Source organism: Porcincola sp. LCP21S3_C12, assembly GCF_052118625.1.
Taxonomy (GTDB): domain Bacteria; phylum Bacillota; class Clostridia; order Lachnospirales; family Lachnospiraceae; genus Porcincola.
Map to the genome: position 1 here is coordinate 72,682 of NZ_JBQKGW010000007.1, position 15,123 is coordinate 87,804.

Annotated in this window: 15 protein-coding genes; all 15 read left to right on the forward strand. The window is 55.7% G+C overall.

What is annotated here, in order from left to right; translation table 11 throughout:
• Positions 1-18 precede the first annotated feature (18 nt).
• The 15 genes from ACTQ1N_RS05580 to ACTQ1N_RS05650 all read left to right on the forward strand — a co-directional run bounded on the left by ACTQ1N_RS05580 (position 19) and on the right by ACTQ1N_RS05650 (position 15,078).
• Positions 19-423 carry an ACT domain-containing protein gene (locus tag ACTQ1N_RS05580; protein WP_441955425.1) on the forward strand — a complete coding sequence of 135 codons (405 nt, stop codon included), beginning with the start codon at positions 19-21 and terminating at the stop codon, positions 421-423.
• A gap of 43 nt (positions 424-466) precedes the next feature.
• On the forward strand, positions 467-1,735 hold the full coding sequence (locus ACTQ1N_RS05585; RefSeq protein ID WP_441955427.1) for an acyltransferase family protein: 1,269 nt from the start codon (positions 467-469) through the stop codon (positions 1,733-1,735).
• A 78-nt stretch (positions 1,736-1,813) separates the two neighbouring features.
• Complete coding sequence (arcC, locus tag ACTQ1N_RS05590) at positions 1,814-2,737, forward strand: carbamate kinase (RefSeq protein WP_441955429.1); 924 nt, start codon at positions 1,814-1,816, stop codon at positions 2,735-2,737.
• Positions 2,738-3,293: 556 nt separating this feature from the next.
• Complete coding sequence (locus tag ACTQ1N_RS05595; protein ID WP_441955545.1) at positions 3,294-4,901, forward strand: peptide chain release factor 3; 1,608 nt, start codon at positions 3,294-3,296, stop codon at positions 4,899-4,901.
• A gap of 121 nt (positions 4,902-5,022) precedes the next feature.
• Positions 5,023-5,433, forward strand: a complete 411-nt coding sequence (locus ACTQ1N_RS05600) for an Asp23/Gls24 family envelope stress response protein (protein ID WP_441955431.1) — start codon at positions 5,023-5,025, stop codon at positions 5,431-5,433.
• A 122-nt stretch (positions 5,434-5,555) separates the two neighbouring features.
• On the forward strand, positions 5,556-6,029 hold the full coding sequence (gene nusB / locus ACTQ1N_RS05605) for a transcription antitermination factor NusB (protein ID WP_441955433.1): 474 nt from the start codon (positions 5,556-5,558) through the stop codon (positions 6,027-6,029).
• Positions 6,026-7,384: an exodeoxyribonuclease VII large subunit gene (xseA, locus tag ACTQ1N_RS05610; protein ID WP_441955435.1), complete on the forward strand. Its 1,359-nt coding sequence runs from the start codon at positions 6,026-6,028 to the stop codon at positions 7,382-7,384. The genes nusB and xseA overlap by 4 nt, the downstream gene beginning before the upstream one ends.
• 49 nt (positions 7,385-7,433) lie before the next feature.
• On the forward strand, positions 7,434-7,697 hold the full coding sequence (xseB, locus tag ACTQ1N_RS05615) for an exodeoxyribonuclease VII small subunit (RefSeq protein WP_441955437.1): 264 nt from the start codon (positions 7,434-7,436) through the stop codon (positions 7,695-7,697).
• A 91-nt stretch (positions 7,698-7,788) separates the two neighbouring features.
• Positions 7,789-8,682, forward strand: coding sequence for a polyprenyl synthetase family protein (locus ACTQ1N_RS05620; protein ID WP_441955439.1), 894 nt, complete (start codon positions 7,789-7,791; stop codon positions 8,680-8,682).
• A 4-nt stretch (positions 8,683-8,686) separates the two neighbouring features.
• Positions 8,687-10,558, forward strand: coding sequence for a 1-deoxy-D-xylulose-5-phosphate synthase (dxs, locus tag ACTQ1N_RS05625; RefSeq protein WP_441955441.1), 1,872 nt, complete (start codon positions 8,687-8,689; stop codon positions 10,556-10,558).
• Between the two features lie 11 nt (positions 10,559-10,569).
• Positions 10,570-11,394 (forward strand): TlyA family RNA methyltransferase, encoded by an 825-nt coding sequence (locus tag ACTQ1N_RS05630; RefSeq protein WP_441955443.1) that lies wholly within the window; start codon positions 10,570-10,572, stop codon positions 11,392-11,394.
• Positions 11,391-12,248: an NAD(+)/NADH kinase gene (locus tag ACTQ1N_RS05635; protein ID WP_441955445.1), complete on the forward strand. Its 858-nt coding sequence runs from the start codon at positions 11,391-11,393 to the stop codon at positions 12,246-12,248. Before ACTQ1N_RS05630 ends, ACTQ1N_RS05635 begins: the two co-directional genes overlap by 4 nt.
• A gap of 6 nt (positions 12,249-12,254) precedes the next feature.
• Positions 12,255-12,758, forward strand: a complete 504-nt coding sequence (locus ACTQ1N_RS05640) for an arginine repressor (protein WP_441955547.1) — start codon at positions 12,255-12,257, stop codon at positions 12,756-12,758.
• A 4-nt stretch (positions 12,759-12,762) separates the two neighbouring features.
• On the forward strand, positions 12,763-14,454 hold the full coding sequence (gene recN / locus ACTQ1N_RS05645) for a DNA repair protein RecN (protein WP_441955447.1): 1,692 nt from the start codon (positions 12,763-12,765) through the stop codon (positions 14,452-14,454).
• A gap of 15 nt (positions 14,455-14,469) precedes the next feature.
• Positions 14,470-15,078 carry a DUF4176 domain-containing protein gene (locus ACTQ1N_RS05650; RefSeq protein ID WP_441955449.1) on the forward strand — a complete coding sequence of 203 codons (609 nt, stop codon included), beginning with the start codon at positions 14,470-14,472 and terminating at the stop codon, positions 15,076-15,078.
• The last annotated feature ends 45 nt before the right edge of the window (positions 15,079-15,123 follow it).

Below are 15,123 nucleotides of genomic sequence, written 5' to 3' on the forward strand. Positions count from 1 at the left end.
GATGCCGGGAGGAGACACATGCTGAAGCAGTTATCGATCTACGCAGAGAACAAAAAAGGAACACTGGAGCACATTACGGGGGTTCTGCTCCGGGAGGGAATCAACATCCTGGGCTCCATGACGGAGGACAGTGCGGAGTACGGTGTCAACCGGATGGTGGTTTCCGATCCGGAGAAGGCAAAGGAGGCACTCCGGAAAGAGGGTTACCAGGTCAGCGTCAGGGATGTGGTCGGCGTTGAAGTAGAGGATAAGGTTGGAAATCTGAACCACCTTCTGAAAGCGCTCCTCGATATGAATATCAATGTCGGATATCTCTACCTGTCCTTTAACAGACAGAGCGGACTCCCGATTATGGTCTTCAGTACCGATGACGTCTGGGAGGTTGAGAATGCGATCCGCGACAGAGGGTTCCATACCCTGTAACAGAGAGACTGAAACAAGACTGGAGAGGAGGAAGGACGGGATCATGAGGACTGGAAGAGAGCGGCAGCAGCGGAATCTGGGAATAGACCTTCTGAGAATTTTCTGCATGTTTCTGATCTGCATTCTGCATGTCTGCGGGCAGGGAAGAGCGATGGTCCGCTATGTCGAGCGGGAGGAAGTCTGGTACAGTGTCTATATCCTCGAGACGGCGGCTTACTGTGCTGTCAATACCTATGGGATGATCTCCGGCTATGTCGGCATCCGCTCTGTACACCGGCCATCCAGAATCGTTGAGCTCTGGCTGAGGGTGTTCTGGTACTCGGCGCTGGGAACGCTGATTGCTGTGGCGGTGTTTCACCTTCCGGTGGAATCTGATACCCTCTATAAAGCACTGTTTCCGACCATGTGGAAGACCTACTGGTATTTTTCAAGCTATGTGGGCGTATTTGTGGTTGAGCCATATCTGAACCGTCTGGTGAAATCGCTGGGCAGCGCCGGCAAGAAGAAGCTTGCGATCACTTTGTTTCTCCTCTGTTCTGTTTTCACGATGGTGCCGCGCATTGCAAATAAAGACTTCCTGGGAATCAGTGCCGGGTACAGTTTTCTGTGGCTGTCCGTCATGTATATCATAGGAGCCTGCGTCAGGGAACTTACAGATCAGAATCATCCGGAGAGACAGAAGCAGGAGCGTTCAGAATCTGGCGGTGCGGAAAGAAGCATCACAGAAACAGAAGCCGCGGCTGGCGTGAAAGGACAGGTTTCAGAGAAAAACGCGGATTTCCTGCACCGGTCAGGCGCCTTCTATGCTATGCTGTACATAATCTGTGTCCTGACGACCTGGATTTCAAAGATCCTGATCGAGAACTGGACGACATCTGTGTACGGGGAGGCAAGATATGGCCGGCTCCTCTTTTCATATGCCAGCCCGACGATTGTCATCTGCGCTTTTTGCCTGCTGATGATTTTCAGCAGGCTGAAATGCAGAGGACGGGTGCTGAGGGGGCTGATCCGGTTCTTCTCCCCCCTGGCATTCTCCGTATATCTGGTGCAGCTTCAGCCTTACTTCTGGGAGTATGTGCTGGCAGGACGGTATCAGTTCATTGCGAAGCTCGGACCGGCAGCAGCGTGCCTGATGGTGCTTGTTATGGCAGCAGCCCTGTATCTGGAATGCACGGCTGTCGATCTGGTGAGGATGGCGGCCTTCCGGCTTCTCCCTATCAGAAGGGTGGCGCAGGTGATCACCGATTTCGCACTCAGGCCTTTTGCGGGACTTACAGAACAGGAGAACAGAGAAGCTTCAGGGGATGCCTGATCGCCGGAAGAGATAAAAAGCGATTGCAGAAGGCAGAAGGATTCATGCCGCCTGACAGGCGGCGGAAATGGAGATGCTATGGAAAAGAGAGTAGTGGCAGCGCTTGGGCATCACGCAGTGGGAACGAATTTTCCGGAGCAGTATAAGGCTGTCCATGCATCTGTGAAGGTGCTGGCCGATCTGATCGAGGCTGGCTGCCAGCTGGTGATCACCCACAGCAATGCCCCGCAGGTAGGCATGATCCACACAGCACTCAATGAGTATGCGAAAAACCATGAGACCTACAATGCGCCGATGTCTCTCTGTTCGTCGATGAGCCAGGGGCTTGTGGGGTATGATATTCAGAACATGCTGCACAGTGAACTGATGGACCGGGGCATATACCGGACGGTTTCAACCGTGATCACGCAGGTGATCGTGGATCCGTACGACGAGGCATTCTACCATCCGGTCAAGGTGATCGGACGTATCCTCACGAAGGAGGAAGCCCAGGAAGAAGAGAGTAAGGGCAACTATGTTGTCGAGGCGGAGGGGGGATACCGCCGGATTGTTGCCTCTCCGAAGCCGATCGATATTGTCGAGATCGATGCCGTCAATGCGCTCGTTCAGGCCGGACAGATCGTGATTGCCGGAGGCGGCGGAGGAATTCCGGTTCTGAAGCAGCCACACAGACTCAAGAGCGCGAGCGCGATTGTGGAGAAGGATCTGACAGCCGGCAAGCTGGCAGACCTGACAGACGCTGATATCCTGCTGTTCCTCACAGGCGTCGATCAGGTTTCCCTTCATTACGGAAGCGGTCATCCGGAGCCGCTGGACCATCTGTCGGCGGCACAGGCCAGAGCTTACATGGCAGACGGAGAGTTCGGCGAGACTGGTATGCAGCCGAAGATCGAAGCCAGTGTCAATTTTGTGTCTCAGAAGACGGGCAGGAAGGCAATCATCACTTCGCCGGAGAAAGCGCTGGCGGCGCTCAGGGGCGTTGCAGGGACGACGATCCAGTAACCGGCTCCCTTTCTGACGCCGAAGGGTGCATTCTGTATGAATAAAGCATATGGACAGCACAGGAGGATGAAGCTGGAATCCCTGCGCACTTGATGGATGAGGAATACAGAGCAGGACTTGAAAATATCTGAAATAATATAAGCAATATGAACAATTTCAGATAAAATAAAAATGATTCGATTATATATTGACAAAATCGGTTCAGACTGATATGATACAGACAAGAAGAAAAGAAAAGAAAAGAGGTTCTTCTTAAAAGTCTCCATCGATCAGGAGACAGCTCTCCGAAAAGACGGAGAAGTCTGAGAAAGGCAGGTACCCTCCAATGGGAACTGAACCGATTCATCAGTGAAAGGGACATCGAGAGAAGTTGTCGATGTCCCTTTTCATTTGTTTCAGGTTTGTTGACAGCCCCCGGCATTGCTGATAGAATCCGCTATGGTATTGACGATGATACAAATAGTGGGGATTCGTGCAGATATCAGCCAGCGCCAGGACATTCCGTGCAGGGATCATGAACGGCTTTGCCCGGAGAGGGATGGCTGGCGATGAGACCATGCCCCGGGAGTTAACAGTGAGCGACCTGAGAACGGAAATTGAGAAAAGAAGAACCTTTGCAATCATCTCCCATCCGGATGCCGGAAAGACGACCCTGACGGAGAAGTTCCTGCTTTACGGAGGAGCGATCAACCTTGCCGGCTCCGTGAAGGGGAAGGCAACTGCGCGTCACGCGGTTTCCGACTGGATGGACATCGAGAAGCAGAGAGGAATCTCGGTGACCAGCTCTGTCCTTCAGTTTCCGTACAAGGGATTCTGCATTAATATTCTGGATACGCCGGGACATCAGGACTTCTCGGAGGATACCTACCGGACGCTGATGGCGGCAGACTCGGCGGTCATGGTCATCGATGCCTCCAAGGGCGTCGAGGCGCAGACAAGGAAGCTGTTCAAGGTCTGCGTCATGAGGCATATTCCCATTTTTACATTTATCAACAAGATGGACCGCGATGCCCGGGATACCTTCGATCTGCTCGATGACATCGAGACGGAGCTTGGAATTGCCACCTGCCCGGTCAACTGGCCGATCGGGTCCGGTAAAAATTTCAAGGGTGTCTACGACAGAAGAGGACGCCATGTTGTGACCTATTCCGGTACGGAGAAGGGAACGAAGGAAGGAACGGAAACCATCTATGAGATTGATGACCCGAAGCTGACCGGTTTTATCGGACAGGACGCCCAGGAAAAGCTGGAGGAGGAGATCGAGCTTCTCGACGGCGCCTCCGCCGCATTCGACCAGGAGAAGGTGTCGAGGGGCGAGCTGAGCCCGGTATTCTTCGGATCCGCGCTGACAAACTTCGGCGTTGAGATTTTCCTGAACTATTTCCTGGAGATGACGATGCCGCCGCTTGCCCGCGTGGCGGACTGCGGCACGATTGACCCGGTGAAGGAGCCGTTCTCGGCCTTTGTATTCAAGATCCAGGCGAACATGAACAAGATGCACCGCGACAGAATTGCCTTCATGCGCATCTGTTCCGGAAAGTTCGAGGCTGACAAGGAAGTCTACCATGTGCAGGGAAAGCGCACGCTGCGGCTGTCACAGCCGCAGCAGATGATGGCCTCCTCCAGACATGTGGTCAGCGAGGCATATGCAGGCGACATCATCGGTGTTTTCGATCCGGGTATCTTCTCGATTGGAGACACAGTCTGCACGCCGGGACATAAGTTTACATATGAAGGAATTCCGACTTTCGCGCCGGAACATTTTGCGCGTGTCAGGCCGATGGATACCATGAAGCGGAAACAGTTTGTCAAGGGTATGACGCAGATCGCCCAGGAGGGTGCCATCCAGATCTTCGAGGAGCCGAACGGCAGTCTCGAGGAGACCATCGTCGGCGTCGTCGGCATGCTGCAGTTTGATGTCCTGAAGTATCGCCTTGAGAATGAGTACAACGTGGAGATCCGTATGGAGGATCTGCCGTACGAGTATATCCGCTGGATCGAGAACCCGGAGGAGGTTGCGCCGGAGAAGATTACCGGAACCTCTGATATGAAGCGGATTGTGGATCTGAAGGGACGTCCGCTGCTTCTGTTTGTGAACAGCTGGTCGGTTGGCATGGTCGAGGAGCGCAATCCGAAGCTGAAGCTGGCGGAATTCGCCCGGTAACGGCAGTCATTTTGCGAAATCCGCCGAATCCGCAGGTGTTTGGCGGCGGCGGTTGCAAACAACCCTTCTTTGTAATAGAATCGGTATAAATAAGTCTGAGGATCATCAGGGAGGTTGTCACATGTCTTCTGAAACAGCTCATATCAATACCATAACGATGCATACAGACGGCTGCGAGGGTGTCGTAAAGATCGCGGATGATGTGGTTGCGATCATTGCAGGGCTTGCGGCGTCAGATGTGAAGGGTGTTGCCTCTCTGGGCGGGAACGTCACGAGGGACGTCATCTCGAAGCTTGGAATCAAGAGCATCGGCAAGGGCGTGAAGCTGTCCGTCGATGCAGACGGGCAGGCGAATGTCACACTGTCTGTGAATGTGCGCTACGGCTACAATGTTCCGGAAACCTGCGCGAAGGTACAGGACAGGGTCAAGACCGCGATCGAGACCATGACCGGGCTCTCGGTGGGAGAGGTCAATATCCGTGTCGCTTCGATTGTCGTCGGCAAGTCCCAGCAGTCTGCCGAGAAGGAATAACAGCATCATTATCGTACCTTTCATATCATCATAAGACACAGCAGAGGCTGTTGCAGAGATACTGGTGGTCCCGGTCGGGAGAGGTGTTCATGCAATGGCTTTTTCTGTACAGGGAGATTTTTATGACCAGAAGAGAACTGAGAGAGCATGTGTTCCGGATTCTGTTTGCCTGTGAATTTCTGCGGTCTCACAGACAGGATGCCCCGTATATGTGGCCGGATGAGGCGGCTGTTTCAGAGCAGATTGACCTGTACTTCACACATGAGAGTGGTGAGGAGCTGGAATTTCCGCCCTGCGAGGTGCAGCCGCAGGACCAGGATGAGGTCCGCCAGCGGGCGCTGGAGGTCTGCACGAAGGTACCGGAGATTGACCGGATTCTGGATGAAACCTCGACCGGATGGAAGACCGGACGTATGGCCAGAACCGACCTCTGCATCCTGAGAGTCGCGGTATACGAGCTCCTCTTTGACGAGCATATTCCGGCAGGTGTGGCGATCAATGAGGCCGTGCTGCTTGCAAAGAAGTTCGGCGGGGATGACTCCTCGTCCTTTGTCAATGGGATCCTCGCAAAGATCCAGCGCCAGAAGAACGGATGAGCACGCAGAGATCTGTCTACACAGTCGCCCAGGTCAACAGCTACATTCATCAGATGTTCTCGGCGGATCCCTTCCTGACACGAATTTACGTCAAGGGGGAGATCTCGAACTGCAAGTATCATTCCTCCGGGCATATTTATTTCTCTCTGAAGGACGAGCTGGCACAGGTAAACTGCATCATGTTTGCAGGCAGCCGGAAGAAGCTGAATTTCCGGCTGGAGGATGGTCAGAAGGTCATCGTCTTCGGAAGCATGGGCGTCTACGAGAAGGGCGGAAGCTATCAGCTGTACGCATCGGCGATCCGGCTGGACGGAATCGGGGCGCTGTACGAGCGTTTTGAGGCGTTAAAAAACGAGCTGTCGGATATGGGCATGTTTGACCAGATGTACAAGAAGCCGATTCCACACTATATCAAAAGGCTCGGCGTTGTCACGGCACCGACCGGAGCGGCGGTCCGGGACATCATCAACGTGTCCAAACGGCGCAATCCTGGGATCGAGATCCTGCTGTATCCGGCACTTGTTCAGGGCGAGGGGGCGGCACAGAGCATCGCAAGGGGAATCCGGCTGCTCGACAGCCATCATGTTGACACCATCATCGTTGGCCGCGGCGGCGGCAGCATCGAGGACCTGTGGGCATTCAATGAGCGGGTCGTCGCAGAGGCGATCTTCAATGCCTCAACGCCGATCATTTCCGCGGTCGGGCATGAGACGGATTTCACCATTGCGGACTATGTCGCGGATCTGAGGGCCCCGACCCCCTCGGCGGCGGCAGAACTCGCTGTAGATGACATGGCTGCCATTCGGGCTGCCATTGAGCAGGACAGGATCCGGCTCAGAAATCAGATGACGCAGAAGTGCGCGTATGTCCGGAGAGAGGCGGAGGGATACCGGTTCCGTCTGCAGGCGAAGGGACCGGCAGGCCGGCTCAGAGAGCGGATGATGCAGCTCGATCACTTGCAGGAGAGGATGGCGAATGCCTGCCGGGCCCGAGTTGACAGTGCACGGGAGGCTGTGCGCGCTCTGAATCTCGATCTTCGGATGAAGGCAAAAATTCGGGAAACGGAAAACCGGCTCCGGATGACAGAGCCGCCGCTGAGGACAGCGATGCGGCAGCGGCTTCAGGGGACGGAAGGCAGATACAAGATACTGGAGGCGAAGGTACAGATGCTTTCCCCACAGGACCATCTGAACCGCGGCTATGCCTTTGTTGCCGACAGCAGAGGAAGGGCTGTCCAGTCGGTATCCTCACTTGTGCGGGGAGAGCTTCTGAACATTACGCTCCGGGACGGAAGTCTGGGCGCAAAGGTACAGCAGATCCGGCCGGAAGGGCTAAAGCCTCAGTCCGGGGAATAAAAGGGACGTGCAAGGATCGTTCCGGGCGAAGATGCATATAGGAGGATCGATGGCGGAGAAGGGACAAAAAGACCGGAAGACGGACCAGAGTCAGACACAGGATACGACAGATGAGATGACGCTGGAGCAGATCTTCAGCCGGCTTGAGGAAATCACTAAAAAAATGGAGAACCCGGAGACAGGCCTGGAGGATGCCTTTGCGCTCTATAAGGAGGGAGATACCCTTCTGAAGGAGGCGGAGAAGCGGATCAGTCTTGTGGACAGGCAGGTCCGGGCTCTGGAGGATGACGGGACGGAGGTCGATTTCCAGTAAACTGGATGAGGCAGCATCCTGAACGTTTGATGATGCGCCGTGCAGGCAGGCAGAGCCGGCGTGCTGCAGAGAGAAGGAGGATCGTGCCAGGATGAATTTCGCAGAGGAACTGAAGAAGCGCACAAGGCATGCGGACGAAGTCGTCTGTTCTTTTCTCCCGGTGGCGGAGGGTGCGGATGAGACGCTTCTTTCGGCGATGAACTACAGTGTGCGGGCTGGCGGCAAACGTCTTCGCCCGCTGATGATTGAGAGCACCTGCCGGATGTACGGCGGAGATGAAAAGCTGGCAGAGCCTTTTATGGCTGCCATGGAGATGATCCATACGCACTCTCTGGTGCATGATGACCTCCCGGCAATGGATAACGATGAATACCGGCGCGGGAAAAAGACAACCCATGTTGTGTACGGAGAGGCGATGGCGATTCTGGCGGGAGACGGACTCCTGAGCCTGGGATATGAGACAGCGGCGGGGGCATTTGCCCGCTGCAGCGGGCAGGAGGCGGCATATGTCGCCAGGGCGCTGCAGATTCTTGCTGAAAAGACAGGACCCCGCGGAATGCTCGGCGGACAGTCCGTCGATGTCGAGCTGGACGGACAGCCGCTGTCAGAAGAACAAATTGACTATATCTACAGTCACAAGACCGGTGCTCTGATCGAGGCTTCGCTGATGATCGGTGCCGTGCTGGCCGGTGCGCCGGATACGGAGATCACAAAGCTGGAGACAATCGGCACCGATGTAGGCAATGCGTTTCAGATCCGTGACGACATCCTTGACATCACAGAAACGACGGAGGAACTCGGCAAGCCGGCAGGGTCGGATGAGAGGAACAAAAAGACGACCTATGCGGGCATACATGGCGTGGAGGCGGCAGAGGAGACTGTGAGGCGGCTCTCGTCGCGCGCGCTCAGACAGTTTGATGATCTGGAGGCGGAGGACCCGTTTCTGAGAGCCCTTCTCGCCTCTCTGACGGACCGCAGGAAGTGAGCCTATGGTATTGGAGAAGATTAATCAGCCGGGCGATATCCGGAAGATCCCGCACGATCAGCTCCCGCAGCTGGCAGAGGAGATCCGGCAGTTTCTGATTGAAAAACTGTCCGTAACGGGCGGACATCTGGCGTCGAATCTTGGCGTGGTGGAGCTGACGATGGCCCTTCATCTCGCTTTTGACCCGGAGAAGGACCGCCTGATCTGGGATGTGGGCCATCAGTCCTACACGCACAAGATCCTGACCGGACGCAAGGAGGGGTTCACCTCTCTGAGGAAGCTGGGCGGTATGTCCGGATTTCCGAAGCGGTCGGAGAGCTGCTGCGACGTGTTTGACACCGGACACAGCTCCACCTCGATCTCCGCGGGACTCGGAATTGTCCGCGCGCGGGATCTGGCAGGTGAGAATTATTCGGTCGTTTCGATCATCGGCGATGGATCCGCGACGGGCGGCATGGTCTACGAGGCGATCAACAATGCAGCGAACCTGAAGACCAACTTCATCATTGTCTTCAATGACAACGGGATGTCCATATCCAGGAATGTGGGCGGCCTGAGCACGTATCTGTCTGACCTGAGGACAAGCGAAGGGTACACTGATCTCAAGAAAGTCACGGAAGATGCCCTGAGGCAGCTTCCGCTTGCGGGAGACTGGGCGGTCGAGCGCGTCCGGCGGACAAAGAACAGCCTCAAGACAATTCTGATGCCCGGCGGCGCGCTGCTGGAGAATTTCGGCATCAAGTACTTTGGACCGGTGGATGGAGCCAACATCGATCAGATGGTCAGGCTGTTCGAGAATGCGAAGAAGGTCGAGGGACCGGTCATTGTCCATGTCCGGACAAAGAAGGGAAAAGGCTTCGGGCCTGCGGAGAGGATGCCGGAGCGGTTTCACGGAACCGGGCCGTTTGACATAGAAACCGGGCTGCCGAAGGCGAAGAAGACAAAGGCGGACTGGACAGATGTATTCTCCACAGTCATGTGCAAGGAGGGGGCGAAAGTTCCGAACCTCTGCGCCGTGACGGCAGCGATGGCGGAGGGTACCGGCCTGAGGCGGTTCCGGGGGATGTATCCGGAGCGGTTTTTTGATGTCGGCATCGCGGAGGAGCACGCCGTGACGTTCTGCGCAGGGCTTGCGGTCGGCGGAATGATCCCGGTCTTTGCTGTCTATTCGTCATTTCTTCAGCGCGGGTTCGATCAGATGATTCATGATGTCTGCCTCCAGAATCTGCATGTTGTCTTCGCAATCGACCGGGCAGGGCTGGTCGGCGCGGACGGGGAGACGCACCAGGGGATCTTTGACCTGTCGTATCTGTCACTGATTCCGAACATGACGGTCATGGCACCAAAGAACAAGTGGGAGCTGGCGGACATGCTCCGCTGGGCCATCCACAAGGCAGACGGACCGGTGGCGATCCGGTATCCGAGGGGGAGTGCGTGCGACAGCTTTCAGGAATTCAGGGCACCCGTCGAGCAGGGCCGCTGGGAGGTGCTCTATGATGAGAGCGATATCTGCCTGCTGGCAGTCGGGAGCATGGTCCAGACGGCGCTTGAGGTCAGGCAGCGCCTCCGTCAGAACGGATATTCCTGCACGATTGTCAACTGCCGGTTTGTCAAGCCGCTCGACGAGGAGACGCTCACCCGGATGGCAGCAGAACACAAGCTGCTCGTCACGATGGAGGAGAATGTCCATTCCGGCGGCTTCGGAAGCCGTGTTCTGGAGTACCTCTGCGCCATCGGCAGCAGTATCCCGACGCTTGTGTGTGCGCTTCCGGATGCCTACATCGAGCATGGCTCGGTCGATGTGCTGAAAAAAGAGTGCTGCATCGATGCGGAAAGCATATACGGAAAAGTGGTTTCCAGGTTTATCGGACTCTGACGGAGGGGAAAGTGAAAGAACGTTTGGATGTCCTTCTCGTGCGCGGCGGCTTTTTTGATTCCCGCGAAAAGGCGAAAGCTGTCATCATGGCCGGTGAGGTCTATGTGGACGGGCAGAAGGAAGACAAGGCAGGGACAAAGTTTGATGTCTATTCCAGAATTGAGGTCAGGGGCAATCCACTCCCATATGTATCGCGTGGCGGCCTGAAGCTGGAAAAGGCGATCGAAACATTCGGCATCCGGCTGAACGGACTGATCTGCATGGATGTCGGTGCTTCCACGGGCGGGTTTACGGACTGTATGCTCCAGAACGGCGCCGTCAGAGTCTATTCGATCGACGTCGGTCATGGTCAGCTGGACTGGAAGCTGAGAAATGACAGCCGTGTGGTCTGCATGGAGAAGTTCAACGCCCGTTTCCTGACACCGGAGGATATCCCGGACAGGCCATCTTTTTCATCGATTGATGTTTCCTTCATCTCACTGACAAAGATCCTGGAACCGGTCAGCGGCGTTTTGTCGGACGATGGCCGCATCGCAGCCCTGATCAAGCCGCAGTTTGAGGCTGGACGGGAGAAGGTTGGCAAGAAGGGCGTGGTGCGGGACGCGGCTGTTCACGAGGAGGTTATCCGGAAGGTCCGCGATTATGCACAGGAGCATGGTCTGACGCCAAATGGACTGACATTTTCCCCGATCAGAGGACCGGAGGGCAACATTGAATACCTGATTGATCTTGTGAAGGGACAGAAGGACAGCGAGGGCAGCGTCACGGACAGGATGATCACAGAAGTTGTAAGCGGCGCGCACCTGAGTCTGGGCAAAACCGGGGAAGAGGCATGAACGGATTCTATGTCATTGCGAACCAGCAGAAGGGATCCTGCCGCAGGGAGGCAGAGTTTATCCGGAAGTATCTGGAGGATCACGGGAAGAAGTGCTACATACAGGAGCAGGCACGCTCCGCGCCGGATTCAAGGTACAGGTACACGGATGCGGGAGCCATTCCGCCCGATGTGGAGGGCGTCCTGGTTCTCGGAGGGGATGGCACGCTGATTCAGGCATCCCGGGATCTGGCGGAAACAGGGCTTCCGCTGCTCGGCATCAATATGGGATCGCTCGGCTATCTGGCGGAGATTGATCTGCAGAATGTTCCGGTTGCGCTGGACCGGCTGATGGGGGATGATTTTTCCATCGAGGACCGCATGATGATTGCCGGAACGGTCTATCACCAGAACCGGGTGCTGATGCGGGACATGGCGCTGAATGATATCGTCATCGGAAGGCGCGCGATGCGGGTCATTGATATCAACCTGTTTGTCGATGATATCTTCCTGTGTTCCTACCGGGCAGACGGCTTCATCGTGTCGACGCCAACCGGATCCACCGGTTACAGCCTCTCAGCAGGAGGACCGATCGTCGAGCCGGAGGCCTCTCTGATGCTGCTGACAGCTGTCGCTCCGCACACCCTGACTTCCCGCTCCATCGTCCTCCCGGATAATGTGGCCGTGACAGTGGAGGTCACAAAAGGAAAGGCGGAGGAACGGGAGAAACCTGCGGAGGTAATGTTCGACGGCGACACATCGGTGGCGCTTACGCCGGGAAGCAGGGTGGTCGTGACGAAGGCAGAGAAAAAGACGCATATCATCAAGATCAACCATACAAGCTTTGTCGAAATCATCCGGCAGAAACTGAGGTAAATGAATTTGAAGATCAACAGGCATGCAAGAATACTCGATCTGATCAGCCGCTACGAGATCGGGACTCAGGAGGAACTGGCGGACTATCTGAACAAGGACGGGTTTGCGGTGACGCAGGCGACGATTTCAAGGGATATCCGCCAGCTTCATCTCACGAAAGTTCCTGCCGAAAATGGCCGCCAGCGCTATGTGGCACTTGAGCCGCAGAAAGCGGACAGCCTGATGGACGAGAAATACCTGAGGGTCCTGAAGGCAGGCTACGTGTCGATGGACAGCGCCGGGAACATCCTGGTGATCAAGACGGTATCCGGGATGGCGATGGCGGTGGCTGCCGCGCTGGATGCCATGAACTGGCCTCAGATTGCCGGCTGCATCGCCGGAGACGACACGATTTTCTGTGCCATCCACTCACTGGGCGACACACCGGTCGTGATGGACAAGATCCGGGGAATCTGCACCGGCCGGGATGGAGAAGAGGGAAGAAGCGCGGGAGAGCGTGCGCAGGGGTAAGTGAATGCTGAGAGTACTTCACGTGAAAAATATGGCGCTGATCGAGGAGGAAAAGATTGAGTTCGGGGATGGGCTCAATATCCTGACCGGGGAGACAGGCGCCGGCAAATCGATCCTGATCGGCTCACTGGGAGTCGCACTCGGCTCGGGATCTTTCAAGGATTTCGTTCCGGAGGATGCGGACAATGCTTCAGTCGAGCTGATCTTCGAGACCCAGTCCGGCAGCGTACAGGCATGGCTCGATGAACATGAACTTCCGGACATGGACGGACAGATCATTATATCCAGATCCTTCCGGAAGGGCCGGTCCATTTCCCGGATCAACGGGGAGGTCGTCCCGATCGGGCTTGTCAGGGAACTTTCCTCCGATCTGATCGATATCCATGGTCAGCATGAACATCAGTCGCTTCTGTATCCGAAGTACCACCTGCAGCTGGTCGACGACTTTGCAGGCGAGAGTCTGGAGAAGAAAAAAGAGCGGTGCAGGGCGCTCTATCAGTCGTATGCATCTGTTTCGCAGAAACTGAAGGAAGCGCTGCAGGATGCGGGAGACCGTTCAAAGAAAATGGATTTCATCAGCTTTGAGGTCTCGGAGATCGATGATGCAGATCTTCGCCCGGGAGAGGATGAGGAGCTGGAGAACCGCTTCCGTTTTCTCTCGAACGCCCAGAAAATCATGGAAGCGCTCTCAGCAGTCCAGCGGCTGACGGACGGTGATGGCGAGACCGATGCGTCCTCCCAGATTTCGAGGGCGTCGGGCGAGCTCTCCGCCGTTGCGCCTTACGATGAGGAGCTGACGCAGCTTCAGAGCACCCTTTCGGATGCGGAGAGCATGCTCAGCGATTTCACGCGCGCCCTGTCCGGCTACATCGACGCATTCAGTTATGATGAGCAGGAATTTGCGGAGGTTTCCGGGCGGCTGGATCTGATCAACCATCTGAAGATGAAGTATGGCAGGACGATTGAAGACATCCTGTCTTACCGGGACGCGCGTCAGCAGGAGATGGACCGGCTGAGTAATTTCGATGCCTATGTCGGCGGGCTGAAATCGGAAGCGGAGAAGAACCGGAAGGAGCTTCTGGAGGTCTGCAGAGAGATCACAGCGCAGAGAAAAACAGCTGCGGAGAAGCTCACGGAACAGATTGTCCGCTCTCTGAAGGACCTGAACTTTCTGGATGTCCGGTTTGAGATCCATTTTGAGAAGCTGAAGGAGCCGTCAGGCAATGGAATGGACGAGGTATCATTCCTGATCTCGATGAATCCGGGCCTTCCGCTCCGGCCGCTTCAGCATGTGGCCTCCGGCGGCGAGCTGTCCAGAATCATGCTTGGTATCAAGACCGTGATGGCGAAGAAGGATGAGATCGAGTGCCTGATCTTTGATGAAATTGACACGGGAATCTCCGGACGGACAGCCCAGAAGGTCTCGGAAAAGATGGCGCAGCTCTCCAGGGACAGACAGGTCATTGCGATTACGCACCTGGCTCAGATCGCATCAATGGCGGATGTCCATTTCCTGATAGAGAAGCGCTCGGAGGACGGAAGAACACACACGGGTGTCCGGCAGCTGACAGGAGAAGAGATCACGGATGAGCTTGCCAGAATCCTTGGAGGCGTTCAGATCACGGATGCGGTGCGCGCGACTGCAGCTGAGATGAAGCGGATGGCGGATGAGAAGAAGAACAGTTACGGACGATAAAGGAGAACAATCCAGATGATGACTGAGATGCAGGAGAAGAAAACAGGACGGCAGATTCTGGCAGCGGTGCTCGCAGGCGTGATGCTTTCTGCGGCACCGGCATATGCAGGACAGGGTCAGACCACTGAGAAGGCGGGCAGTGCCGTCAGCGGAACCGTGAAGCTGCAGGCAGAGAAGGAACAGACAGAAAGCAGCCAGGTGATGCCCGGGGAAACAGAGGGTGTATTCAGTGAGTCTGAGGCAGAATCGGAAATCGAGGCAACGGTCGACCTTCATGCACTGAAGGAAGCGAAGGACGGGAACGGACTGAAGGCAGATGACTGGCTTCCGATCGGGTCGGTTGTGCTGCTGAACGGCGCAAACAAATCCCTGATGGTCATCTCGAGATTTGTCTTCAATGTCGACGACGGCAGATACTACGAGTATTGCGGCTGCCTGTATCCGGAGGGCGTCTCCGACAGTGAGTACTACTTCTTCAATCACGATGAAATCGGCCTGGTGGTTCAGCGCGGCTTCGAGGATGAATACGAGAAGCTCTACCGGACAACCGTTCTGGACGGGATCAATGTCAGCCTGCTGAATCAGAATACAGATACAGAGGCGGAAGCGGAGACAGAGAGCTGACCTCCGTTCACAAATTGAACACAATTCTATAACAGGAGCGACACA